The organism is Rhodococcus koreensis, assembly GCF_900105905.1.
Taxonomy (GTDB): Bacteria; Actinomycetota; Actinomycetes; order Mycobacteriales; family Mycobacteriaceae; genus Rhodococcus_F; species Rhodococcus_F koreensis.
In genome coordinates this window covers 7,517,169-7,542,402 of record NZ_FNSV01000005.1, presented here as the reverse complement: position 1 = coordinate 7,542,402, position 25,234 = coordinate 7,517,169, and the positions used below count along the sequence as shown (strand labels likewise).

The following is a 25,234-nucleotide window of genomic DNA, read 5'->3' as shown; positions in this document are numbered from 1 at the left end:
AGACTCTTGAGAGTCGGCCTCGCCGATGCGGATGGAAGGATGCCTCCGAAAGAACGCGACCTCGGAAAACTCCGTCGGAAACAACTCCGCATCGTTTACCTAGATCTTTCCTCTGAGGCCACTACGGCCGTCCTCAAACATCAGAGTCAATATCTCGGTCATCGCAATGGAGATGCCACGAAAGCCAGCCCCTCGTCTTTCCAGGCTTCGTCAATGCTGTGTAGTCGTTTCTCAGACCGAGAGGCTTGCGCCATACTCAAATCAACTGTGGCCAAAGCGATCGCCGCCGCGGCCCTCGTGGCTACTCCCCTGGCATTAGGTACGGCGACAGCGTCAGCAGCGCCCAACACGAACACCTTCCAGATTCCATTTGTCTGGAACGCGGGAATCTGGCTCTGCAGTGGGATCCATACCTACTTCTCTGCGAACCCGGTGGCGACTACGGGTGAGACGCCGGAGGTGGTCTCATTACCACCCGTCAAACCAACAGCGATGGCATCTATTGGGTGCACTGGACGAATATCTCCACTCTGCAGTCGGGAGTAGCGATGCTCAAGCGGGGCGAGCCACCAGCCGTCGCCACAGGAACCGGTCCGGTGAGCGCATCCATGTTCAACGGTTATGAGGTCATAGCTGGGACCGGTGCGTTCTGGGTGCCGTGATGCTCTCCAGCTGTCTCGCCGTCGCCTAAGCAGGTAGACGGGAAGCCCTTCGGGCGCTGGGACCAGCGGCTATCCTTCGTCTCTCGCCGTACGCCACATATCTTCCTCAGCCTGCTTGCGGGTCTCAGCCTCCCTCTCCCGCCATCCTGGGTCAGTTTCGTCGAGCGCTTTCGCATCCTTGCCGGATTCGACCATCACCAATGCCATCCAGACGACGAAGGCAAGTAGCAACCCGAGAAAGAACGCCACGTGGACGAAGATTCCAAGGATCACTGACAACACAGCGATGAACGTGGGTGGTGCCGTGACCGAGGTATCAGAACTTCCGTCACGGCGAGAGGACGGATGCAGGGGAAGGGAGCCGAACGCCGTCACAAGAGGCCACCTCCGCGTTGCCGCCGACTGGAGTCTGTCAGCGAAGAATCGAACCTGCTTCTCGTTGGCAGTCGGCAGGCTCTTGGTGACAACTTCACCATCTGGAGTGACGACCGAGATGTAGATCTTCGACGTGTCCGTCGACTTCTTGGCAGCCCCACCGAGGAGTGCTCCGCCCACACCGGCGACGAGACCGCCGCCGACTACCCTGGTGATGGTGGTGCGCGACGTACTCGTCTGGGCGCCCGTGATCACCTCGGCAGTGATCATGTTGATCGGGTACTCCTTGCCCCTCACCTTGAAGACCGGACCGTCGATCTCGAAGCCCATGTACTTCATGTTGTACTCGTTGACGATGCTCGCCTCCGCGCGGCGCTGGGCATCGCTGCGACGGTCGTTCTCTGACATTGTGAGTCCTCCTTTCCTGGCGCGCCCGCGGCGAGGCGTGTGACGGTTCTACGGGGTATCAAATCAGACAGAAGACATAGCGATGCAGTGGATCCCGCAACTGCGAGATGAATGTCGGCTATCTGAATGACACTTGGGTGTGGTCGACACCTGCCGACTCCCGCACCGGACCCTGGCCCATGCGGCGTCTTGATGACGCCCAGAGCGCTGTGATCCGGGAGAAATTACTCAAAGGACCTCAGGCTCATGGCTTCGCGACCGGGGTGTGGACCCTGGGCCGGATCGCGATCGAGCGGCTCACCGGCGTGACCTACGGCCCCACTCAGACGTGGACGACGATCCGAGAAAGAATGGGACGAACGCCAACTCGACGGTCTCATCGGGCAGGTTGAACAGCAAGAACGGCGAATCGTCTGCGTTGTTTGTATCCATGTCGTCTCCCATCACTACACCCACACCCCCCGCTGCGCGAGGATCCATCGCACGGGGTCGAGGCATCGGAAGGGTGAGATGCCGCTGTCGTGGAGTCGATCTCCGACGGGTGATACGCCCAGGGCCGAGACGGCGAAGAACCGGCTCGGCAGGGCGTTGCCGGCGGGCGGTTGGTCCACCGACATCACCATCGAACGCGCCTCGAGCTTGTCGAGGAGGCTGCGGACCTCTTCGTGCAGCAGCTGCCCGTCCACCTCGTGATACGGCGCGCGCTGGAGGCTCGGGTCACGGAGGAAGGCCGCGCCCCGCTGCGACATGATTTCGCTCCAGTCGCTGCCCTCCACGCGCTCGAGTGCTTGCAGCGCATCGAACTTCGACAGCACCACGGCCAGGTTCGGGGTCCCGGTACCGATGATCGACAGGACTGTGCGCAGCACCGACCGCGGGTCGCCGCCCACCCGCTCCTGCGCCGGCACCAGGTCGTGCAGCTGCTGCCGAACCGATTCGACCTTCAGCGGATCGAACATGAACACCACACCGTCGGCCTGCGCGAAGAACTGCATATGGGTCGCATCCACGTTGCCGGGGTTCTCGAGGTCCTCCCCCGCCACATCCCGAATCACGAGATACTGCCGGGTGTCGTCGCGCAGGCCCGGGCCGAGGCTGAAGATCAGCGGCTCCCGCTGATACGGATTGCCCGTGTGCGAGGCCGGCGTCGACTCGAGAATGCCCCGCTCCTCGAACAGCGGCCGCTCGTAGTGCTCGCGGAAGTTCACCTCGGTCTCACCGGTGGCAGGCTCCACCACCCGGTTCAGCCGCTCCCCCAACAACTGCAGGGTCTTCACCAAAGCCGCGATGTACACGGTCTTTCCGGTGGCCCGGGCACCGGCCATCGCGATGCACGCCGCCCGGCCATCGCGCCACCCGACGGGCAGCCGGAAGTGGCACTGCGGGCACACCTCCACGGCGGGACCGCCGGCCTTGCCCGTCGCGTAGTCGTCCTCGGGGGCCCAGTCGTCGGCGGCGTCGGCCGGGCGCTGGAGTTCGAAGATCTTCCCGGACCGCACGGGACTGCCGTGGTACTTGGTGGCGACGTCGTCGACCTCCACGTCCGTCGGGGCGACAGCCGTCCACGCATACCGGTCACCGGTCAGGGCGGTGAAACACCGCGGGCACTTCGTCATCGTCGTACGCCTTCCGAAAACAAGCTCGCCGACACATCGGCCAGAAGCGAGGTCACCACTACAGACAGACTCGACAGCTCGGGCGCCGCACTCGACGGCACCGCGGTGACACCGGGCCCACCCTCGGCCGTATCGCCGATGAGCACGAGGTGACGGATCACCGTGTCGGTGCACTCACCCGACCAGTCGGCGGGCACCGCATCGGTCACCGTGAACGCCAGGGTGCGGGTGCCGCGCTCACTCCGGTCGACCGCTGCCGAACGGAAACCCATCCCAAGCGCGGCCGAGTCGAGCTCGGCCTGAACCTGATTCGCGACGTCCCGCAGTTCGGTGACGGGCAGGGTGGTCACCGTGTGGCCGATCAGCCGGACGGCCAGCTCTTCGCGGGTGCCCACCACCGCCGCGACCCCGGAGAGGACGTCGACCACCGTGCGGATGCTGCCGTCGTCGATGCGCGCGAGCATCGACATGGTGGTGTCGACGTCGACCTCCACGTCGAAGCGGCGCGGTTCGGGCAAACGGTCGAGCGCGAGGGCGCTGCGCGCGGCCGACCGGGCCCGGGACCCCACGTCGGTGAGGGACACATCCACGGCGGTGCGGCGGGCGGTGATCGCGACCCTCGGCCCCGCCGGGGCGATCGTCGCCAACTCCACCTGGTGCAGCCCCGACACGTCGACGGGGGTCAGCTCGGCGCGCTCGGAGTCGAGGTCGCGACTGCTGTCGACGCCGATCGTCACCTGTAGCACCGTCCCGTCCGGGAACGCGGCGCTCTCGGCGTCCGGCCGGGCCACGACGACGATCTCGGAGTCGACCCGCGGCAGGATCAGCAGTCCGACCCGCGGATACAGCGCCGGTTCGGCCGGTCTGCCGTCGGGCAGCGTGGCGCGCACCGCGACGGCCGTGGTGGCCGCGGCCACGGTGACCGCGAGCGGCCGGTTGGGCAGTTCGACGCGTCCCGCACCGTTCAGCACATATCCCGACATCAGTTCGATCCCTTTCCCCTGCACGTGTTGCGCATGCGTACTGTCGTCCCGCTCATCGCCGGCCCGACCGTTCGTGAGCGAGCAGCACGAATCCTGATTCGACGTCTTCGAGCCAACTGGACGCGAACCGCGCGTAGGCGTCCCCGGCCCGGAATCGATCGGCGACGTCGTGGCGTTCCCGCATCTCGGCGCGCAGCGACGCCGACACCTCGAAGGTGCCGACGGGACCGCGGTAGTCACCGTCGCCCATGACGATCGCCGCGACCTGCTCGAGCAGCGACCGTCGTGCCTGCGCCGGCCCGACCTGGAGTCGGCAGAGCAGGTCGTCCCGGTTCAGCACCGATTCGATGTGCGGGGCCGCCGGCGAGCTGAGCACCGCCGACCGGATCACCCAGTGCTCGTTGAGGGCACCGCTGCGCACCAGATCCACCAGGGCGGTGACCGCGAAATCCGAGTCCTGATCCACCGCACGGGCCAACGCGTCGACGTGACTCGCGGGCATCGTCGGCATGTAGGTGCCGTTGTGCGGCGGGAAGAACTGGAACCCGGCAACCGCGACCACGGCGAGGCGGACGAGGAGATCCGGCGGAAGCTGCGCCGGGCAGGCGTCGCCGTAGTCCTTCAGCACCGGCCAGCCGTGCCGTTCCAGCGCGCGCCGGAGCCGCGGATCGTCGATCCGGTCCCACTGATCCTGCGCCCGGATGAGCGCCCACGACACCGCCAGCCTGTCGACCGGGTGCGCGGCACCGGAGACCGCCTGGGCGCCGCCGCGGTTCGCGTCGATGTGCTTGACGATCATCTCCACCTCCGGTCCCCACGGTTCGAGCACGAGAACCGGCAGCAGGAATCGGGGTGCGACGTGATCGGGGAACGCGCCGATGAGTTCGCACCACTGCGCGACCGTCCAGGCGTACGCGTCGACGAGAGCATCGACCTCGCTCGGCGCCCAGCCGCCGGCGCTCGCTTCGTAGATCGACCGCCACAGGGCCAGCGGCGCGTAGCCTTCCCATGCCTTCTTGTGCACCGCGGTGCCGCTCTTGACCACCGAGAACACCGCGTCGGCGACGATGGCGCACAGCGGTTCGGCGCAGCGTGACGGCGCCGCGGTCAGTTCCTCGGCGGTCGGTACGCGCACCTCGTCGACGAGCCAGCGCAGAACGTCGGGCGCGAGCCGGGTGCCGAGCGGGCGCCCGGCGAACACCGGATGACCGACCACGGCCGACTGCAGCAGACGGCAGGTGTCGGTTCCGACGGCGCCGAGCCCGGCGACCAGCGCGGGGCCCGCCTCGTGATCGCACAGCACCGGGACGACGACGCGGTCGAGCAGGTCGGTGGCGAGGTCGTGCCCGGAGTCGCCGAGAAGGTGTGCGTGCAGGAGCAGGTCGAGTGTCTTCACGGCATCGTGCGCGGCGGCAGCGAGATCGGCCCCCCGGCTGCTCACGAGCGCCGACAGCGCCTTCTCGGCTGCCCGCTCGAGATCCTCCGTATGAGGCCACGTCTCGAACAGGGCGAACTCGGCCGGTCCGGAGGCTCGGATCCAATCACGGTCGGCGAGGGCCCGATACGTGAGAACCCGTCCGGCCACATCCCACACCACCGGTGCCGGTCGGCCGCCGTGCTGCCAGTCCGCGACCACCCGCCACGCCTCGGCCATGTTTCCGGGCAGGTGTTCGTCCACCACGTGCGCGACGACCGCCAGCTCGTCGGGGAACGCGGACAGCGTGTCCGGCGACTGCGCGAGCACCACGGCCGTGGCCTCGGGCAGGGCGTCGTGCAGTTCGGGGTTCGTGAGCACGGCCATCGCGAGCGGCCAGGCACCGGCAAGGTCGCGGTCGCCCACGGCGGTGGCCAGGGTGTCCTGGTGGTCGAGTGCCCGTCGGGCGCTGCCGGGATCGACGAGCACGGTCTGCGCGAGCACCGACCACGCCGTGACCGGCACCAGCTGCCCCGTCGCCGTCCGGTGCGGTTCCCCGCCCCATTCGCCGAGGTCTGGGGTGTCGGTCTCATTGAGGACGACGCAGCCGTCCACCGCGTCCACGGCGTCGCGCGCCGGCACGCAGGCCAGATGCACGCCCCGGGACAGGGTGTCGACGACGGTCGAGCTGCGGTCGAAGGTGGACCAGCCGAAGGTCTGTGCCGCACCGGGCGACATGAAATGCGAGACCGCGCCGATCCACCGGGCCGCGTTCTCCGCGTCGGCGCATCCCAGCACGACACGCGGGCCGCCGTGTATCGCCTGGTCCACCGCGTCCAGCAGCAGACCCAGCACACCGACGCGCCACGTTCCGGGATCGAGCAGGAAGTCGAGAACTGCTGCGCGATCGATCATTCCGGCCGGCGCCGGCGCGCTGCCCGGGAGTTCGGCGGCCGCGACCGCGTCCGCGCCGTAGGGGGCGAGCCAGTCGGGTGAACCCCACCGTTCGACGGGCCGGACGGACGTGTCCGGGGCGCGGTCGACGACGACGTGCGCGAAGACGTTGCCGGGCCGCCCCGACGCGTCGGCGCCGGCGGGCGCCGTGTGCCAGTAGCAGCCGCCGGTCTCGGTCGGCGCGTACACCAGGCGCCGCGGTCGCGCCGCGATGTCGGCCGGTGTCGGGAACTGCGGGAGTGCCTGTGGGGAGTCGAATCGGGTCGCGACGCCGGCGCGCATGAATTCCTGTTCGGCAGCGCTGACGCCGTTGCTGACGTCCTTGACCTGCCAGCCGCCGCCCGCCCGGCCCCGGTCGGGGGCGTCGAACGACGTGTAGGTGAGTTGACCGAACCGCGGAGGTCCGGGTGTCTGCTGCGGTGCGCTCATTCCACCGGTCCGGGCGGAACGTCGAGCAGGCGCAGCTGGTCGACCGGCGGATCGATCAGCGCGAGAGTCCGGTTGGTCTCCGGCCGCACATCGGCGAAGACGCGCAGGAATCCCACCCTGCCGGAAACGTCGGCCGTCCAGGGCTGGCCGAATTCCTTGCGCAGACCGCGCGGGTGGAAACTGCGGGCCCCGGCCGTGGTCTGGCCGTCACCGCGGACCTCGAGCGGCTCGCCGTCGCGGGCGCTGAGCGGCAACCGCCCGGCGTTGAACACGACGACGAACGGCGGTGCCGTCGGCAACTCCAGTTCGGATGCGAGCCGGATGACGGCGGTGGCGGCGTTCCCGGTCGGCGAGCGCTTCGTCTCCAGCCGGTACTCGATGCGCAGCAGTCCCGGGTACTCGACGGTGGCCGGGATCCCGACGATTCGTTCACCCGCCGTGTAGGCGACGGGGACGACGTGGACGGAACATCCCCGCGGGGGCAGCGGTTCGGGCAGATGCAGTCCGCCGTCCCGGTCGTACGTCGAGCGGGAGATCTCGGCCATCGGCCGCTGCTCGATGGCGTGCTCGGCGGAAATCTCCGGCGCACTGAGGTAGACGGACACCGACGCCGCACCCTCCGGCCACGGGAACGTGAGCACCTGCTCGGAGCAGCGTTCGACGATCCGGACGTCCCGCAGCGGCGGCAGCGGACGCGTCGCGATGAACGTGCGCCCCACCTGAACCTGCCCGTCGAGCGCCGTCACCGGGGTGAAGTACGCGCGCACCCAGCCCCGCGGCCACGACACATCCGTCATCCGGTGCGTGCCGTCCTCGTCCGCGACAGCCGGGTGCACCAGCCGCGCGGAACCGGGCAGTCCACCCGACAATTCGAGGGCGTCCGCGGCGAGCACCGCGCCGTCGAGACCGGCCCGCGGCGCCGACTCCGTGCGGTACAGCATCACGGCGCCGATGCCGGGTGGCGTCCACTGCAGATCGAACCGCAGGTTGTCGCTGTCGCCGTGCGTGGTGACGTGCAGATCCTCGACCTCTTCGAGCACCGCCGACACCGCGATCTCGGCCTGCGCGACCGCCGACAGCCGGGTGTGCCCGTCCACCTGCACCTCGCAGATCGCGCGGTAGAGGTAGCGCTGCCCGCGGCGGGCGTCGCGATCGACGAACCCGCCGAGATTGGCCTGGTCCGCGAGGATGCGGTGCCGCTGGTCGTTGTCAACGCGGACACTACCGTCGAGCGGGATGCGGAGCACCCGCACGGTGCTGACGGTGGGCCACGCACTCCACTGCCCGATGACGGCTCCCTCGTCCTCCATCACGATGAATTCGGTGACCGGACTGAGGATGTGGCCTTCCGCGATGAGAACGGGTTGCCGTCGGACGGCGTCCCGCTCGTCGCGTCCGACGTGGCACCAGATCTGCAGGTGCCGCACCGCGGCCGCCGGGGGTTCGGTGTCGACGAGCAGGGTGCCCCGGGTGACACCGACGAGCCGGCCCGCCTCCGGCTTGTAGGCGCGATGGTTCTCGCCGGATACGACCCGGTAGAGCACGGTCTGCCCCGCCTGCGCCTGCATCGGCTCCCACTCGAGCAGGTGCCCGCCGGTGGGTTCGGTGCTGATCGTCACTGCGCCGACGGGGTGATCCGAGTCGGCGTGCAGGAATTCGCAGAAGTCCTCGGTGCGGAGCGACACCACGTGCTCGCTGCCCGGTGTGGGTTCGGTGACCGGCGGCGGCGCGGCGGGTGCGGTGGGTTCGGACGCGCGGGTGGTCGCCGCGGTCGGCGCGGCCGACAGCACGGCGACGACGTCGTCGACGAACGGCTTCGCCTGCCGGGGCAGCATCGGTTCGATCTCCTCGGCGGTGCGCCGGTTCGATCGGAGGATCTGCTGCAGATGCGTGTCCTTGACGACACCAGGGCGCAGTCGGCCGCCGTCGATCTGCTGCTGTCGCCACTGCTGCAATGCCGCGAGGGCACCATCGGACACTGCGGGGGAGGCAACCTCGGTCACGGTTCCACTCGCTTTCAGAAGTTGAGGCCGTCGACGACCGGGACGACGAATGCGGTCCTCACGGCACTGTCGTGGGCGGTCGAGGTCTGCCTGGCCGGACGCAATTCGAACTCGGGGATCTGCTGCATCTCCACCGGATCGGCGCCACGAACGTGGGTCGCGCGCAGATCTTCGTCCGACAGTCCGTCGGTGTACTGGGTCGTGACGGCCACGAGCCCGCAGCCGACGCGCACGCGGGTCACCGTCTCACCCGACACCGCGGACAGCCCCTTGGTCGACGCCGTGTCACTGAAGATCGACCGGTCGAAGAACGCGACCCCGTCCGAGCTCGTGCCGATCCCGGCGACGAACTCGTCGACCCCCACCCGCCTCGGCGCTCCCCCGTCGAAGTACTCGACGGTCTCCAGCAGGCCGTGGACGAGTTCTTCTCGGGTTCCGGTCAATTCGGCGAGTGCCCGCTGCCACAGCACGGCGGCACCGGTCGCGCGGATCTTGCCCTGGTCGAACCGCTGCGACCACTCGTCCAGCGCCGAACCGGAGCCGGCACCGGGCTTCGCGGCCAGCAGCCCCGGGTCCCGGTCGATGTCGTGGCCCGCCGAGCCGAGCGCGGCGCCTGCCGAGCCGAGCACGGTGTCCCAGGGGTCGGTCAGCCAGCCGACCGTGAACAGGTCGCGGCGCAACGCCTCCGCCACCCGCTCCACCTGCCCGGTGCTGGGCGTCCCGGACGCGATCGCGGTGTGCCGGGGTAACCCCCAACCCACGGTCCGGGACGTCGTTCGAGTCTGCTCACTGGCACCGAGCGGCTCGGCGAGGAACGCACCGAGGGCGCGGCTCCACGACAGGAACTGCCGGTAGGCCCCGGTGAGGTGCTCGATCTCCCGCAGTGCGACACGTAGATTGGCCCGATCCGCGGCATCGGCCCGCGCGGCCGCGTCCCGCTCGACCAGCAACCGTTCGAGGAATTGCTGGGTGCGCTGGCACACGATCGCCACCACCGCGGCCCACGCCAGCACGCACACGGCGATCGCCGGGCCACCCCACCACCAGGAGATGATCTCGCGCCACGCGCACACTCCGGCGGCGACGGCGAGCAGGAGGAAGACCACGGTCGCGATGCGGACGCGACGGAACATATGCGCCTGCTGCTCCGCGCAGGCCTCCGCAAGGTTCTGACGCTGCTCCGCGTTGTCGAGGCGCTCGAGCAGCACCCGGGACTCGTTGACGGTCGCGTCGAGGCGGCTCGTCAGGATCGACCCGAACGACACCGCGAAACTGCGCTGCTTCCGGCTCCACCACACACCGAGGGCGGAACTCGTCCGCCGGGCGTCGAGTCCGATCGTCGGGTCCTGCTCCAATTCCCGCAGACGATCCCGGGTTTCCGTGACCCCCAGAATGTCCGCCGGCTCGACGGCGTGCAGGCTCAGCGTGGCCGACACCATGCCGGGAATGTCCGTGAACCGGTCACCCGGGCCGGGAACCACGTCCGACGCCGTCCGCAGGATCGCCCGGTGGGCGCCCACCTGCACCGGCGGCAGACCGGCGGACCGCTCACTGGCGTCCGACAGGGTGAGGGCGGCGCGGGCGTAGTCGCGCCACAGCGCCGACAGGTCCGGGGTCACCGGTTGCGGGGTGGCGCCGGCCGCGTCGAGCATCGCGCCGATCTGCTTGGACGCCGCCTCGTAGTCGGTCCACGCCACCTTGTGTCCGTCCGCGTCGACGCCGCCGACGACGACGCGGTAGGCACCCCGGGTGGATCCGAACAGGGTGGTCTGGGTTGCCGACGCCACCGACGCCGATGCCCGGTTGGCCACCCGCGCGACCCACTGGGCCGGCGCGTTCCGCAGCACCGCGAACAGGAAGGAGAAGAACATCCGCAGGGCCTGCACGAACCGGATGGTGCGCGGCTCGACCGCACCCGGTGCCTCCGCGCGTTCGCCGCTGAGCAGCGCACTGTGCTTGCGCCACAACGCCCGAGCCATCGTCGACGTCGCCGACGCGACGTCGTCGGCATACAGCACGTTGGTGCCGGCGTCGTGCGGCAGCGGCATCAGCCCGCCGAAGTCGAGCAGCTCCGAGCGGAGGTCGTGCTCGGCGCGCGCGGTGTCCAGGCGCCGGTAGTAGGACCGGACCACCCGCAGCGCGTTGCCGGGGAGCACGGGTTCGTCGTCGAACGGGGCGTGCTGCGCGTCGTTCCACAGCCCGGTCACACCCGCGATCACCGGGGCGGCGTGCCGCCCGACGGCGAGGGGATCGGCTGTCGGCGCCAGCGATTCGTGTCCCATCCCCGGGCCGCGCGAGTCCTCGGGGGCGATGAGCAGGTTGTGCCAGCCGGCAAGGGTGGTGACGCCCGGGTCCGCGTCCCCGGGGCGGCGCACCAGCAGTCGCAGCCGGCTGGACCGCGCTCCCCCGGAATTGGACGTGAGCAACTCGGAGACGAACCGCACCGACTCCGGATCGACCTGCGCGGTGCCGGCGACCAGCACGCAGATCCGCACCCGGTCGATGCGCCGCGAGGCCAGCACGTCCTGCAGGACCACCGCCGTGTCGGCCCCCGCCGTGGTTTCCCGCGCGCGCAGTCGGGTGCTGTCGGCGAGCACCGCGGTGTCGTCGATCCACAGGAACGGCGACACCAGCCCGGCCGCGGACAGGTCTCGGAGCACGTCCCGCACACCCTGCGCCGGACCGTCCGCCGCCAGGAACACCGTCAACACGCTCATGTCAGAACTGACCGGCGTCGGGGAGGACGAGGGTGTGCGCCATCGCGGTCGGTGCGGCGGCGTGCACCGGAGCGTGGTTCGGCTGCTCCGGTCGCTCCGCGCGCGCCTTGCACTCCTCGATCAAGGCGATCAATTCGCCCGTCGCCCAATACACGTCCGGTGCGATGTCCCGGAAGATCGGTGTCTGCGAGGCATGCTCCCGCAACCCGACCACCGACAGTGCGCCACCTCCGGGTGCCCCGTCCTGACCGGGTTCCATGTAGTGCTCGCCGATGAGGTCACGGATCTTGGACAGCCACGCGACGGCACTGCCGGCGCGCTCGGCCACGGAAACGTCCGGTCCGGTGTTCTCCACCTGCGACTGCCAGCCGGTGACCGGCACACCCGTGCGCAGCCAGTCGGTGAGCCGCGCCTTCGCGGACACCTCGTGGATGCCGCTGACCGGGTCTTCCGCGGACGAGTCATAGACCGCGCGCAGCGCCCGGTAGGGCAGCATCGAGTGCATGACCGGCGGCTCGTGCGACTGCGCCATCGCCAGCAACACCGATTCGAGCACCGCGGGCAGCCAGTCGTTGCTCACCGTGAACCGGGACGGCGGCGTCAGCAGCGGGTTCGGGAAATCCACCCAGTCGCCGATGCCGGCGTCCCACACCCGGACCGGTTCGTCGTAGGGGGCGGCGGGCAACCGCACCTGCCCGATCGCCAACCCGAGGAACCACCCCGCGGTCATCGCGCGGCGTTCGTCGCGGTGCATCGGCAGCGAGGCGGCCAGCGGACGCGACCGGCGCCACCGCCAGAACGACTCCTGCTGCGCCGGCGTCGAATCCGCCCACTGCTTCGCGGCGGGCCCGAGCACCGAGTCGTACGCCAGCGGGGAGTAGTTGGGGTACGAACCGAAGATGTCGATACGGGTGAGCCGGTCCTCGTCGGACAGCAGCCGCGCGAACTCGCCCTCCGTCTCGTGATCGATCATCGGGTCCTTCTGCAGCACCTGCGACAGCGTGTCCGCGACCGGCAGGTTGAGGAACGGCACCGACGTGAACTTGTAGCGGTACTCCACCTGCTGTCCCGGGTGCAGCGCCTCGAGCGCCTGCTGGTTGACGCTGGCCAGCGGCCGCGCGAGCGAGAGCGCCTCGGTGAACTTGCGCTGCAGTCGGTCCCGCCGCTCCTCGATCGCATACGCGGGCACGGTGTGGTCCTCGATGTACTCGCGGAGCGACACCCGGCAGAACCGGTCGAACGATTCTCCGGTGCGTCCGACGAACTTCCGTGCCCGATCCAGCAATTCGACGGGACGAACGTGCACGTCGTAGCGCGCCGACGACGGCACCAGCGCCTCACGGGTGTTCGGGTCGATCGGGAACGCCCGCGACCGCCAGGCCGCGGTGCGCTCGACGAGGGAGTGGTCCTCCCCCGGCGCCCGGGTGCCGTCGACCGTGGTCCACAGTCCCGTGACCACGCTCGCGACGGCCTGCTCGACCGCCGCCGCGAACGGGGGCGTCCCGGTCTCGGAGGCCGTCACCGCGAGCGGAAGGTCGCCGCGGTACTGATCCATGAAGTCCGCCGACGGGGTGAGCATCACCTCGTTGTTGGCTTCCGCGAACCGCTTCGGCACCCGATCGGCCTTGTCGGCGGGCCAGGCGCCGTACTGGTCCGTCGCCAGCCGGGCGAGCCCGACATCGCTGGCGGGCTTGTTACGGGCGCGGCGCAGCGCGGTCTGCTCCTCGTTCAACGCGTCCAGCAGCGGCTGCAGGACCTCCGGCACCAGCGCAGCGATCACCTCGGCGACCTTGCCGGACAGCGACGCATACAGCTGGCGGTACACGTTGTCGCGGCAGTCGGCGACGATCCGATCGAGGATCTCCGCGTCACTCTCGATGCTGCCCTTGAGGTTGGTGAGCACCTGCGTCGCGTCGGCGGTCTGCGCCGTGATGACTTCCGGTCCGCGCCGCGACAGGTCCTCGGCACCCGTCCGCACCGAATCCTTGCAGTACGTGAGCAGACGGCTGACCAGTGCGGTGGCGTACGGGAGACCGAGCTGGGCGATCGACCTGCCGACCGTCCCCTCGATCCGGTCCACGAGGCCCTTGTGCCACATGTACGCGTGCGCGACCGCGTGCTGCTCGGCTGAACTCGTCAGCGCCTGCCTGCGTCGTCCCAGCGCCTGCCGGATCTCCGGAACCCACTGCCCCGCCACGAGACCGGAACCCGACGGGAGATGCCCGCGCAGTTCGAGTTCCACCGTCTGCCCGGCCATCCGGGTGGCATCGGTGGACGGCAGCACCACGGACGTGAGCCAGGCGCCCACCCCCATCTGTGCGCCCCGCGCGTCGGCATGGGCGACCGGGAGCCCCATCGCCGCGAGCAGGCTGTTCCACTGACCGTCGAGAATCGAGTTGACCTGATCCTCGTCGGACACCGGGCTGCCCGGCGAACGGTGGCCGTCGAGCAGGCGGTCGACGGCACTGCGAGCCAGGCGCTGCGCCGAGTACTCGGCGTAGCGGTCGCGGCCCATGCTCAGGCTCGAGAAGCCGTAGGTTCCCCACGGCAGGTTGTCCCACTGACCGCCCCACCCGATGTTCTCCCGCTGGCCCGGCAGTCCCGCGCCGTTGGTGAGGTCGTACTGGACGAACTGCCGGGTGGCCGCGCCGCTCATCATCATCCCGGCGAGACCGCGGGCCAGGCCGCGGTAGATCGCCTTCTGCGAGCCGTCACCGAACGGTGCGCCCTCCACACCGACCTTGCGGCCCACCGGGAACACCCGCGCGAACGGAACCTTCTCGCCCGCGCCGTGCTGCTGGCCGAGTGCGCGCAGGATCTCCACGTCGTGTTCGCGCGCCGACCCGAGCTGGCTGGCGACGATCTCGCCGAGCATCGCCAGCGCGTTGGCGCGGACACCGGTGGTCGCGCTCTTGCCGAGTCCGTCGAAGATGTCCGGGGCCACCATGAACACGCCCATCAACCGCGGGTCGAGTCCCGGGATGAGCGTGAGCAGACGGCACACGTCGAGGGCCATGGACGCACCGGCGCCGCCGGCCATCGACGACACCACGAGCACGATCGGCGACTCCCCCTGCTCGAAGGACCCGCCGCCGGGCACGTTGAGCGAAGACATCTGGCTGGCCGTCTCCACCGTCGACAGCTGATCCCACGCACGCTGCAGGGTGTCGCGGATTCCGCCGGCCTTGCTCAGAGTGATCATGCGGCCGAGTGAGCGGTACTGGCCCGCACCCGATCCGATCGGCACCGTCACCGACGACGGGTCGCGCGGCGCCCAGGTGGCGATCTCGTCGAGGCTCTGCTTCGCGGTGAGCTGGTTGGTAAGCGCATTGTCCAGCACCGCGTACGAGTCACCCTGCGGGCCGCTGCCGAAGTAGAAACCGCCCTGATCGCGCACGTTGTCGAGGCCGTCCGGCCCCGCCTCGGGTGCCGTCGGCACGTCGATGCTGACGAACTGCCACCCGCCGGGGATCCGGTCGACGCCCACCGCAGCGAGATCCGAGCGCAACTGATCCATCATGTACGCGAGGGTGACAGCGCCGGAACCACCGCAACCGACTACGAGAAACCGCCTCATTACGGTCCTTTCACAGAAGAGAGAGCTTGAAGTCGAAGACGATCCGGGTCAGGAACCGGGAGGCCGGAACGGATCGAAGGGGTCGCCGGCGGACGAGCGGGCCGGGGCACCCGTGCCGCTCTGTGCCGCACCGCCGAATGTCGGGGCGTCCCAGGCGGGTGCCGCACCGAACGTCGGGGCGGGAGCACCGAAGGGGTCCGACGACGGTGGTGCGCTCGGCGGCGTCGCGGACGGGGTCGCGCCGGGGTGAGCGGCCCTCAGGTCGGCCACCCGGCCGGGCACCTTGCGCACCAGGTCGGCGACCAGTCGGCGGTTGCTGTCGTCCGTCGCGTCGGCGCCGACGAGCAGCAGCACGGTCGCCAGGTTCGCCGGCCCGTCCGGATCGTGCAGCACCACCCAGTTGTTGTGGATGGCGAGCGGAAGTCGCGCGCCACGCGTGCGCCGGTCGACCGACGGATCGGCTCCGGACGCCGCGACGAGGCCGGGTTGCTGTGCGACGACGTACCCGGGCCCGAACGGCGACAGACCGATCCGCGTACGCAACTCCACGCCCTCGACGTCCAGGCTGCGCGCGGGTTTGTTCAGGCCGCGCACGAGCTGACTCAGGTCGCTCTCCCGGATGCCGAACTCGGCACCGTCCCGCAGAACCTGCCCGCCCTCGATCGTGACACCGACGCGCATCGCCTTGAGGGTCTTCGCCGGGATGCGGGCGGTCCACCACTTGACCCCGTAGAGCAGGAGCGGCGGCACAGCAATGCTGAACAGCAGCACCAGGACGAACACGAGCCAGAACCGCCCGCTGTTGAGCGGCTTCTGCAGTTCTGCGGTGAACGCGACGTTGATCGGCAGCGCGCGGTCGGGCTCACCGGGAGGGGACATCATCAGCGGAATCGACCCGTTGAGGGAGCCGTTGCCCGCGGCCGGAACGGACAGGTCGACGGGAAGACTCGCCTGCTGACCTTCGCCGATCTCGAGGCAGTTCGCGGCGGTCGGCGCCGACCCGGCGGAGACGCCGACGGCACCGACGCCGTCGGGCACGGAATCGAGCGCGATCGGTGCGGCCCCGTCGAACCACACGCAACCGGGACCGGTGATCGGGATGCTCGCAGCGAACTGCCCCGCGCCCTCGACGGTGCCGAAATCGACCGTCGACGGGACGACGGGGTAGCCGATCGGCGGCGACACCGTGAGCGGGACATCGACGAACTGCGGCGTCAACGCCGTGCCCGGGGCGATGACGTCACCGGACGCGGACCGGGCGTCCGCCGTCGTCACGTCGAGCGTGAGCCGCAGCGTCGCCGCTCCCGGCGGAACCTGGGTGAAATCGAGTTCGGCGGGATCGCCGATGCGCTCCTTGGCAATCCGCTCGACCAACGGGTGATCGACGTTCCCCGCGTCGGTCAGCGACACCGACAGGGCAGCACTACCCAACAGGTCGGAGGGGTCGATCTCGTTCCGGTCGGAGTCGACGATGCCCAGACGGATGGCGGACGTCTTCTCACCGCTGTGGACGGCCGACGTGTCCATGCCGAGCCAGGCCGGGAACAGGTTGCCCGAGATGTGGATGTTCGTCTTCGAGCGGGCCAGCGGGCTGGAGCCGTCCGGGTCGACGAACACGAGGGCCCACATGCCCTGCCACTGGGCGGAATCGTCGGACTTGGTCATCGTGAAGCTGACCGATCGGGGCGACATCCACCGGTACGCCGCCTGGGCGCCGTCCAGTGTTGCGGTGGTGGGGGCACCGGCACGGTCGAGTGCCAACTGCGCCCCGCTCGGAGCGATCAATGTCGGGATCAGTCCCTCAGCGTCGGCCGAGCCGAGCACGGTGACCGAGCTGATCGAGTCGTCGAGCACGAAGCGGTGCTGCGCCTCCTCGCACACACTCACGACACAGACACCGGTCTCGCCCTCGATCGGCGCCTGACCGGGTGTGCTGAACGCGTCGAACGCGAACAACAGGTCGTCGATGTTCTGCGCGAGGTAGAAGTCGCCGGGCGACGACGACGTGGCCTTTCCGCACGCCCCGTCGCCGCCGGTGGCGATCGACCGCATCAGGTCGAAGTCGCTGGGCTGTGCGGTGCCCGCGGCGAGGCCGACCGCGAACGTGACGATTCCCGACGAGCGCAGCTGATCGGCGATGCCTGCGGGGCGACAGATCGATTCCCGGGCGGCCGCCACCACCCGCTGGACGCCCTGATCGCTGCCGAGGGAAACTCCCTGCGCGTACGGCTTCTCGGCGTCGCGGACGGTGAAGTCGAGTTTTCCGTCGGAGAACCACGCCACCGCCTGGCAGCGGTTGGCCTGCGATTGGCCGTCGCGTTCCGCGAGCGTGCGTCGGGCACCGTCGAGCGCGTTCCAGTAGTCGGTGTCGATGCCGTCCGTGCGCGTGCGGAACCTCTCGACCTCACCATGCAGGGCGGGCAGCGAACCGTTGTCGAGCCGGGTCCACGGTGCGTGGACGGTGAAGTCGTCGGAGAATCCGGCGATCGCCACGTTGAGTTCCACACCCGCGGATCCACCGAACGTGTTGAGCTGCTCGAGCAGGTAGTTGGCGGCGGACACGCGCGCCGCGTCGGGGTCGGAACCCTGGAGGCTGCCGGACTGATCGACCATGAGCAGCAGGTCGCCCTGTTGCTGCGCGGCCAAACATCCACCGAAATCGCCGACCGCAGCGGTCGTCGGGGCCGCGGACGCCGTCGGGATCGCCAGCAGCAGCGGCACGAGCATCATCGCCGCGAGGGCGGCCACCTTCTTCACAGTCGACCCGCCCATTCCGCAATGTGCCACGCGCTCGCCACGATTCCCGCCAACGCGAGGACAACAACCACCCAATATCCCCGCTGAGCCCCCTTCGACCTCGAGTACACCGGCATCGTGCGCTGCACCGTGTCGCGCACGGTGAAGCGGGCGAGCAGTGCGAACGCGACCGGGCCGGCGAGAACCCACGCGAGGACGGCAAGAGTTGTCAGCGAACCGAGGACTATCGCGAGAACCAGCCCCGCTGCCGCCACCAATCCGGCCAGCACGAGCAAGACGACCGGTGGCTTGCCCTGCGCAATCGTGACGCGTGGCCGCGGACTCGGCGCCGCAGCAAAAGGCTCCGCCGCCGCTGTCGGAGCGAACGCGGCGGGCTGAGATCCGAAGGGGTCGGCGGACACCGAACCGAACTGACCTGCAGCCGGCCACGACGAGGCCGCGTCGGTGGACGGACGATCACGAGAGGTCTCGTAATCACTGAAGTCGAAGGGGTTGGTCATCGAGGCACGGATTTCTCTCGCGGTAGGGCGCAGACGCACGGGGAACCAGGTGTGGTGATCGAACATTCCATCGCGACATTGCGACGAGCGTTACACGAGCGATGATGAAACGATAAGCGGCACAGCGAGTCGCAGATACCGCGGCCGTCAGCGTCGCCCAGCAGGCGGCACTGCGGCCACATCAGATTCGGCGGCGTCGACCACGCGCGCCCGTCCCCCTCATTTCTTTGAACGTCGAACTATGCTGCCGAAATTACACCCCGCCTCCGACACGTTTCCCGATCAACGCGTCAGAGCGACCGAGATTCATTCAAGCGAATGACAACACCCCCGCTCCTCGGCCACCCGCCCGCCTCAGAGCACGTTAGTTGAAACTAATACCAGACAAACCCGACGTCACACATATCCGCGCCCGCCACGGTGATTGAGCTAATAAACTGCGCCCCAACGAAACCGGGTCAATACACCGTTCAACCGACACCACCCGGGCGAATAGGGACTTTCGACCCTAGCGGTGTCGGCATCAGTGGACTAGCAATTGCTGGGCTCACCGATCTTTACCACCGACAGCACCGCGTCGCCCTCGCCGATCAATTCCCCGGGCGACGGCTGCTGACCCACGACGACCCAGTTCGAGTCGAGCACCTGCTTCCGTCCCGCACCGGTCGCGTCGGCACTGCGCGAGAAGAAGACCCCCGCCGCCTGGATCGTGTTCTGTGCCGTCTGCAGGTTCATGCAGACCACAGCCGGCATCGGCACCAGCACAGGCGCGCTCGAGGTCGGCGCCACAGGCGCAGGCTGCACCGGAACCACGGGCGCAACCGCGACCGGAGTGGTCACGGGCACCGTCGTCGTCGGGCGCGTGGTCGTGGCTGCTGCGGTTGTGGTGGTAGTCACCGATGCCGTCGACGACGACTCACCCGAGCCGCAGGCAACAAGGCCGGCGGCCACAACGACGACTCCCACGCCGCCGACGATCGAGGAGAACACCGACCGTCGCACCCCGAGCCCCCGGGTTCCCGCCTTCGTGCTGACCGTGGTGGACTGAACATCGATCGACACAGCAGTGCCCTTTCGGAAATGCGGGCGGTCTGCCCGAAACTCTCGCCCGTGGGTGGTCGCAGGCGGAAAAATGTGAATGCGGTCGCGCCAGCTGTATTCGTCAACCCCCGACGGCGCGATGGTTGAAACTATTACCAGACGGCACGGACTGGCACATAGTTCGGACGTGTTGCCGACCCAGCTGCGGAACGTTGCGCAATCTCGTGCGCGTCAAAGCATCCGAGTCAATACACCGTTCGACCGACAGCGAGTCGTGATCGTTGAACGAGTCAATACATCGAAACAGATGACTGCTTTAGCCCGATTCAAGATCCACGAACGAGAGTGTCCGACCGGCCTGATACTTTACGCTCTAACAACGGGCCGAAGGTTCGCATCCGCTGACCGTAGGCTGACAAAGAACATGTTTCTTTCGATAGCACACACTGCCACAACCACTCTCCCCTGAAGTCCACCCTTCGGAAATTGACTCCAAATCCTCACGGCGGACGTTCCAATCTCAACCGATGTCGCACAACGACTCCCTAGGTGCGCCTGAGTGACGAATGTTGTAGGCGTCCAGCCGCAGTGAACCAGTCAGACCACATAGTTCCGAAATTCAGTCTCAACAATGCAAGTCAGCGACCAAAGAACGGCGAATGCAATGACAGACGAAGCTCACGCGACTCCTGCGGGCTGGTACCCCGACCCGTCGGGAGGTCAGCGTTATTGGGACGGCGCCAAATGGCTCGACCTGCCGGATCCGTCCTCCAAACTTGAATCATCCACAAGGACGAAACGAGTGCCCAAGAAATGGGCAATCGGTGCCCTGGTAGCCCTCTTCGTCTTGGGCGGTGGAGGCGCAATATGGAAAGTGTCACACGACGCGCAAGTCGCCGCGGCAGAAGAGGCCGCGATCAATCTTGCTGCGCAGGAAGAGGCCGACCGTGTGGCCGCCGAAGAGGCACGACAGGCAGAGGCACGAGCGGCGCAGCAGAAGCGTGACAACGCCGAGCGGGCGTCTCGCGAAGCGGCGGTCACGGAGATTGAGACCAGCGTCAAGACAATGGCAGAAGGCCATGTGGCAAAGGGCCTCATTGACGGCTCCATCATCTCGGTGTCATGTTCGCCGGTCAGCGGTGGCTCTACAGATGACCTGACGGAAACTACGACGGTCTTCGAATGCTTCGTCGCTACCAATGACAACGGCGATGGCACCATGAGCGGCTTCAAGTACCACGCGACGATGAACTGGACTTCCGGCGAATTCACCTATGGCATGGGGGCTCCCTAGCGCAGAGCGTCAACACAAACTCAGCACTTGCCGGAGCAAGTCATTCATCGAGGTTGCGCGCGACCCCACCCCAAACGTTCACGACGTGGAGGTGGCACAGAGCACCCGCTCGAAGTGCGGGCGACGCTGAGCTCCGTCATGCGGCGACGTCAGATCCCCATGCGTTTCGCCAACTCCGCTCCCCCGACGTCGCGGATGAAGTCCGGATCCCCGCACACCACGAGCTGATCGCGCGCCCGCGACAATCCGACGTACAACCGCTCACGCGAACGCTCCTGCACCACCTTCTCATTGAGTGCCAGCACGACGGCACGCCGTTCGAGTCCCTTGAAACCCAGGACGTGCCCGTAGAACACCTGCTCGGTATCCCAGAAGCTGTCCCAATACGCCGCGTTGCCCTCCGTCTGCCTGCTCACCTGCTCCGGGTGACGGCTGCCCGTGGCAAGCAAGGCCAGATCCTCGGGACGCCACCCCTCGTCCATCAATGAATCGATCTGGTCGTCGGCAATCGTCAGCGCGTCCTCCGCCGCGCAGGGCACGAAAAGTACGTCGGGGCCCTCCCCGCCGAGCAGGCGCATCCGCTGTCCCACCAGCGGTGTGAACGAGTCCGCAATCTGACGGGTGTTGCGCAGATTGTGATCGAGCACCAACGGGACCAGTTGAATCGGCGGAACGCCCTGCCTGTCGAATACCCGCTGCCCCTCGTCGCTGAATACGTAGATGCCCCCGGCTTCGTCGTCACGCAGCGCTGCCAGCAGCGGACCCCACCAGTCGTCGGCGAAGTCTTGTGCCTCGTCCACGACCACCGCGTCGAACCGGTCGCGCAACGGCAGTTCCGACGCCAACTCCGCCATGTGCCGCGGAAGGTCGTGTTCCCAGAACTGCACGGTGTCGGTGTTGCGGATGCTCTCGTCCGGGCCCTCGGGCGCTCCCCACAGTTGCCCCAGCGCGTGGAACTCACCCACGTACGCGGGACGCTCCTTGCGGGACCAGGTGGCGGTCAATCGCTCGAGATACGACGCCAACCCGTGCGAGTAGCAGATGAGTGCGACGCGCTGCCCCTGCTTCGCCAACCGCCGCGCCTTCTCGACCGCGAGGAACGTCTTGCCGCTTCCGGCGCCACCCCGCACCTCGACCCGGTGCAACAGCCGGATCGCGTCGAGTATCGCCGACTGCTGGGCGGTGAGCGCATCGGCCGCGTCTTCGTGCGCGATCGCTCGCGCAACCACGTCGCGTTGCGGCAGTCCGCGTCCGGAGAGGACCGTTGTGAGCTGATCGACCCCGTACTCGGGCAGCGCCGGCCGATCCAGCTGCTGGCCGGACAGCACCTTCTGCAGTCGCGACACCACGTCGTCCAGGTCGGTGCGATCGATCACCTTCCACCGTGGGCATTCCGGCAGTGCGAAGTCGTCGGTGAGTTCTGTGTTGGGGAAGACCACCACGTGGTCCCACCGCAGCCGCCCGTGACTCCAGCGCGGGTCGGCTTCCACGTAGCTCCGCAGGGCATACAGCGCGTCCCGTGCTTGCCGAACCGGGTGAATCACCGTCGGCCCTTTTCGCTGCTCTTGGTACCAATCGCTGCCGTCGTGCCAGATCTGCCCGCCCTTCACCTCCAGGCAGACGATCCCGTACCCCTCGAGCGCCACCACGAAATCGATCTCGTGGTCCTTGAGTCGGTCGGTGACCCGCTGGTTTGCCACCACGAGGTCACCATCACCGAGCTGACCCAACAGCGCATTCCACACCGATTCCTCGGAACCATTCACCAGGCGCGGATTCTCGGGGATACGGATCACCATGCGGATACTTTCGCACGGACGGTTCAGTTCAGCTCTGCGATCCCGGCTGAAGTCCGCGGTGAGTAGTAGTTTTGCGGTGTGGACACTTCGTGGCAGGACCCCAGTGCCGTCTCGTCGATGCTCGACGACTGGGAAACGTGGGCGATCGTCGGGCTCTCCGGCAACCCCGACCGAACGGCGTACCGCATTGCGGAGTTGCTGCAGCACCGAGGAAAACGAATCGTCCCCATCCATCCCACCGCACCGACCGTGCTCGGCGAGCAGGGGTACGCCACACTCGCGGACGTCCCGTTCCCGATCGACGTCGTCGACGTCTTCCGACAGTCCGAGGCCGCCGGTGAGTTCGCGGACCAGGCCGTCGAGGTAGGTGCGAAAGGCGTCTGGTTCCAGTTGGGAGTCATCGACGAGGCCGCTTTCCAGCGCACCATCGCGAAGGGCGTCGCGATGGTGATGGACACCTGCCCTGCGATCGAGTGGAGTGCACGGGAATCAGCGTGACCGTGGTCGGGCGGAGTGCGAGCCTCACGACTACGGCTACTCTGGACCGAAATCGTGCAAATCGGACAACCGTCTGACGCGCTCCGCCAATCGGAAGGTTCCCACCTGTGGCTATCGACTACACCCGACGCCCCTCCACTCCTGCTGCACCGCAGGGCGGAGTCAACCTGAGCAAGGTGACGCTGTCGAAGGCCGCGCCGTCGGTCAGCCTCACGAAGTCGGGTGAGCGGCAGGGTGCGATGCGAGTGAATCTCAACTGGTCGACGGGCGCGACGCCGCAACCGAAGAAGGCCGGCTTCTTCGCGAAACTTGCGGCCGCCGCGGGCGGCAGCAACGGTATCGACCTGGACCTCGGCTGTCTCTACGAACTTGCCGACGGATCGAAGGGTGTCGTCCAGGCACTCGGCAACAGCTTCGGATCGCTGCAGGCTGCGCCATTCATCCAGCTCGACGCCGACGACCGCACCGGCACAGTGACCGGCGGCGAGAACATGCATATCAACCTCGACCGACCGGAAATGTTCAAGCGCATCCTCATCTTCGCGATGATCTACGACGGCGCACCCAACTGGGCAGCCGTGGACGGCGTCGTCACCCTCTACCCCACCAGCGGCCCCGAGGTGGAGGTGCGCCTGGACTCGGCGGACAGCTCCGCTCGCATCTGCGCCATCGCGGTGTTGCAGAACACCGGACAGGGCATCACCGTCACCCGCGAAGTGAAGTACGTCGAAGGCAGCCAGGCCGATCTCGACAAGACCTACAGCTGGGGCATGAAATGGGCCGCCGGCCGCAAGTAGTAGAGACGGCGGTCGCGAAAGCCACATCCGCGACAGTGACGGCGGCGGAGCGGTTTCCGGCATACCCGGTCCCCCCTCCGCCAAGGGAATGCTGGGACCGGGCACTGCACCGAAAGGAACCCCAATGCACACACAGCATAACCTGTTGCCCCACGCCGAGTTCCACCCCGGGCATGGCAGGAATTGATCGGATAGTGGGTGCCGCGGCCACGTGATCACCGGCGCGGACCAGCGACTGACGCAGGCGGAACGGCTGAGGCGGTCGGCCGACCTCAGCTCGAATATCACGCACCCGCGGGCTAACGTCGGGACCATGTTCAGTACCGAGATCGAGGTGCGCACCGGCGCTGAGCCGGTGGTGTACGACCTGACCCGTGAGATCGAGAAGTTCCTCGCGTCGGCCGGCGCTGGCGATGGGCTGCTGCATGTCTGGGTGCCGCACGCCACGGCGGGACTCGTGGTCATCGAGACCGGCGCGGGGAGCGACGACGACCTGCTGCGCGCGATCGACGACGTGCTTCCCCGCGACGACCGGTGGCGGCACCGCCACGGCAGCCACGGACACGGCCGCGACCACGTGCTGCCAGCGTTCCTGCCGCCCTACGCGTCCGTTCCTGTCTTCGACGGCGCGCTCGCGACGGGCACCTGGCAGTCCGTCTGCCTCGTCGACACCAATGTCGACAACCCGGTGCGGCACGTCCGATTCAGCTTCCTCGCCGCCTGAGTCAGCTCCGGCGGGACGCGTCCGATCACGCGCGCGCGAGTCCTCTTGCCGAGGAATAGATCTCGGGGAGGCTCGCCGTCTCGTCGGTGGAGGACCGATCCACCCACGTCTCCAACGCCGCCCGGAGTACGGCGACCGACACGTCGACCGCCAGACGAATCTGTAGGTCGGAGCAGTCGAATCTCTTCGACACCGCATCGACCAGGGCCGCCGTCCGCCGCACACTCTCGCGCGCCAGCACAGCACGCAGCGCAGGCTCTTTCTTGATGAGCCTGTTCACCCGCAGCAATCGCCGGCAGGGTGTCGACGAGCTGTCCGCGTACGTCACCAATGCGTCCACGAAGGACGTCTCCAATGCGAGCCTCGGCGAGAGGGTCGAGTCGAGTTGGTCGAGCCGTGATGCCACGACCGCCTCGAAGGCCCAGTGGTCCCGGAGCGCGGCCTCTTCCTTCGTGGCGAAGTATCGAAAGAATGTGCGCTGAGACACGCCCGCTGCTTGCGCGATCTCCCCGACGGTTGTGGCCTCGACGCCCTTGCGCTCGAACAGCGTGAGCGAAGTCTCACTGATCTCCACGTTCGTCTGCTCACGTCGCCGCTCCCGCAACCCCAACGGGCCGACGGGCAGGTCAGACGGCACGGGGAACACTTCGATTCTGGTCATCAACGGCCTTCGTTATCGGTAGGAG

Annotated in this window: 17 protein-coding genes and 1 pseudogene; 6 read left to right on the top strand and 12 right to left on the bottom strand. The window is 68.0% G+C overall.

Features of this window, described 5'->3' with window-relative positions:
* Positions 1-731 precede the first annotated feature (731 nt).
* The 10 genes from BLV94_RS38870 to BLV94_RS48070 all read right to left on the bottom strand — a co-directional run bounded on the left by BLV94_RS38870 (position 732) and on the right by BLV94_RS48070 (position 19,130).
* On the bottom strand, positions 732-1,445 hold the full coding sequence (locus BLV94_RS38870) for a hypothetical protein (RefSeq protein ID WP_072944217.1): 714 nt from the start codon (positions 1,443-1,445) through the stop codon (positions 732-734).
* A gap of 446 nt (positions 1,446-1,891) precedes the next feature.
* Complete coding sequence (locus BLV94_RS38860; RefSeq protein WP_072944215.1) at positions 1,892-3,061, bottom strand: TRAFAC clade GTPase domain-containing protein; 1,170 nt, start codon at positions 3,059-3,061, stop codon at positions 1,892-1,894.
* Entirely contained in the window at positions 3,058-4,068 is a 1,011-nt protein-coding gene (locus BLV94_RS38855) for a hypothetical protein (RefSeq protein WP_072944213.1), read from the bottom strand. Before BLV94_RS38855 ends, BLV94_RS38860 begins: the two co-directional genes overlap by 4 nt.
* 28 nt (positions 4,069-4,096) lie before the next feature.
* On the bottom strand, positions 4,097-6,841 hold the full coding sequence (locus BLV94_RS38850; protein ID WP_072944212.1) for a GAP1-N2 domain-containing protein: 2,745 nt from the start codon (positions 6,839-6,841) through the stop codon (positions 4,097-4,099).
* On the bottom strand, positions 6,838-8,844 hold the full coding sequence (locus BLV94_RS38845; RefSeq protein WP_244163757.1) for a SaeA-related protein: 2,007 nt from the start codon (positions 8,842-8,844) through the stop codon (positions 6,838-6,840). The genes BLV94_RS38850 and BLV94_RS38845 overlap by 4 nt, the downstream gene beginning before the upstream one ends.
* 14 nt (positions 8,845-8,858) lie before the next feature.
* Entirely contained in the window at positions 8,859-11,561 is a 2,703-nt protein-coding gene (locus tag BLV94_RS38840) for a hypothetical protein (RefSeq protein WP_072944208.1), read from the bottom strand.
* Between the two features lies 1 nt (position 11,562).
* A complete protein-coding gene (locus BLV94_RS38835; protein WP_072944206.1) occupies positions 11,563-15,138 on the bottom strand; it encodes a tubulin-like doman-containing protein in 3,576 nt (1,191 codons plus the stop codon).
* Positions 15,139-15,186: 48 nt separating this feature from the next.
* Positions 15,187-17,895: a vWA domain-containing protein gene (locus BLV94_RS38830; RefSeq protein WP_072944204.1), complete on the bottom strand. Its 2,709-nt coding sequence runs from the start codon at positions 17,893-17,895 to the stop codon at positions 15,187-15,189.
* The gene (locus BLV94_RS38825) at positions 17,892-18,395 is read right to left on the bottom strand and encodes a hypothetical protein (RefSeq protein WP_244163754.1); all 504 of its coding nucleotides are present in this window, start codon (positions 18,393-18,395) and stop codon (positions 17,892-17,894) included. Before BLV94_RS38825 ends, BLV94_RS38830 begins: the two co-directional genes overlap by 4 nt.
* Before the next feature lie 531 nt (positions 18,396-18,926).
* Positions 18,927-19,130: a calcium-binding protein gene (locus BLV94_RS48070; RefSeq protein WP_244163753.1), complete on the bottom strand. Its 204-nt coding sequence runs from the start codon at positions 19,128-19,130 to the stop codon at positions 18,927-18,929.
* Here BLV94_RS48070 and BLV94_RS48065 point away from each other — a divergent pair.
* The 3 genes and pseudogenes from BLV94_RS48065 to BLV94_RS38815 all read left to right on the top strand — a co-directional run bounded on the left by BLV94_RS48065 (position 19,129) and on the right by BLV94_RS38815 (position 20,730).
* Positions 19,129-19,443 carry a hypothetical protein gene (locus BLV94_RS48065; protein ID WP_083395807.1) on the top strand — a complete coding sequence of 105 codons (315 nt, stop codon included), beginning with the start codon at positions 19,129-19,131 and terminating at the stop codon, positions 19,441-19,443. The genes BLV94_RS48070 and BLV94_RS48065 overlap by 2 nt on opposite strands.
* 624 nt (positions 19,444-20,067) lie before the next feature.
* A pseudogene (locus BLV94_RS51155) lies at positions 20,068-20,166 on the top strand (hypothetical protein); the annotation flags it as partial.
* Between the two features lie 72 nt (positions 20,167-20,238).
* Positions 20,239-20,730: a DUF2510 domain-containing protein gene (locus BLV94_RS38815; protein ID WP_244163887.1), complete on the top strand. Its 492-nt coding sequence runs from the start codon at positions 20,239-20,241 to the stop codon at positions 20,728-20,730.
* Between the two features lie 149 nt (positions 20,731-20,879).
* Here BLV94_RS38815 and BLV94_RS38810 read toward each other — a convergent pair whose 3' ends face one another.
* Complete coding sequence (locus BLV94_RS38810; protein WP_072944201.1) at positions 20,880-22,529, bottom strand: NERD domain-containing protein; 1,650 nt, start codon at positions 22,527-22,529, stop codon at positions 20,880-20,882.
* A 78-nt stretch (positions 22,530-22,607) separates the two neighbouring features.
* On the opposite strand from BLV94_RS38810, the gene BLV94_RS38805 reads away from it, so the two are divergent.
* The 3 genes from BLV94_RS38805 to BLV94_RS38795 all read left to right on the top strand — a co-directional run bounded on the left by BLV94_RS38805 (position 22,608) and on the right by BLV94_RS38795 (position 24,548).
* The gene (locus tag BLV94_RS38805; RefSeq protein ID WP_072944200.1) at positions 22,608-23,027 is read left to right on the top strand and encodes a CoA-binding protein; all 420 of its coding nucleotides are present in this window, start codon (positions 22,608-22,610) and stop codon (positions 23,025-23,027) included.
* A 107-nt stretch (positions 23,028-23,134) separates the two neighbouring features.
* Positions 23,135-23,824 carry a TerD family protein gene (locus BLV94_RS38800; protein WP_072944198.1) on the top strand — a complete coding sequence of 230 codons (690 nt, stop codon included), beginning with the start codon at positions 23,135-23,137 and terminating at the stop codon, positions 23,822-23,824.
* A 313-nt stretch (positions 23,825-24,137) separates the two neighbouring features.
* Complete coding sequence (locus BLV94_RS38795) at positions 24,138-24,548, top strand: YjbQ family protein (protein WP_072944292.1); 411 nt, start codon at positions 24,138-24,140, stop codon at positions 24,546-24,548.
* A gap of 25 nt (positions 24,549-24,573) precedes the next feature.
* On the opposite strand, the gene BLV94_RS38790 is transcribed toward BLV94_RS38795, so the two are convergent.
* Complete coding sequence (locus BLV94_RS38790; RefSeq protein WP_072944197.1) at positions 24,574-25,209, bottom strand: TetR family transcriptional regulator; 636 nt, start codon at positions 25,207-25,209, stop codon at positions 24,574-24,576.
* Positions 25,210-25,234 lie beyond the last annotated feature (25 nt).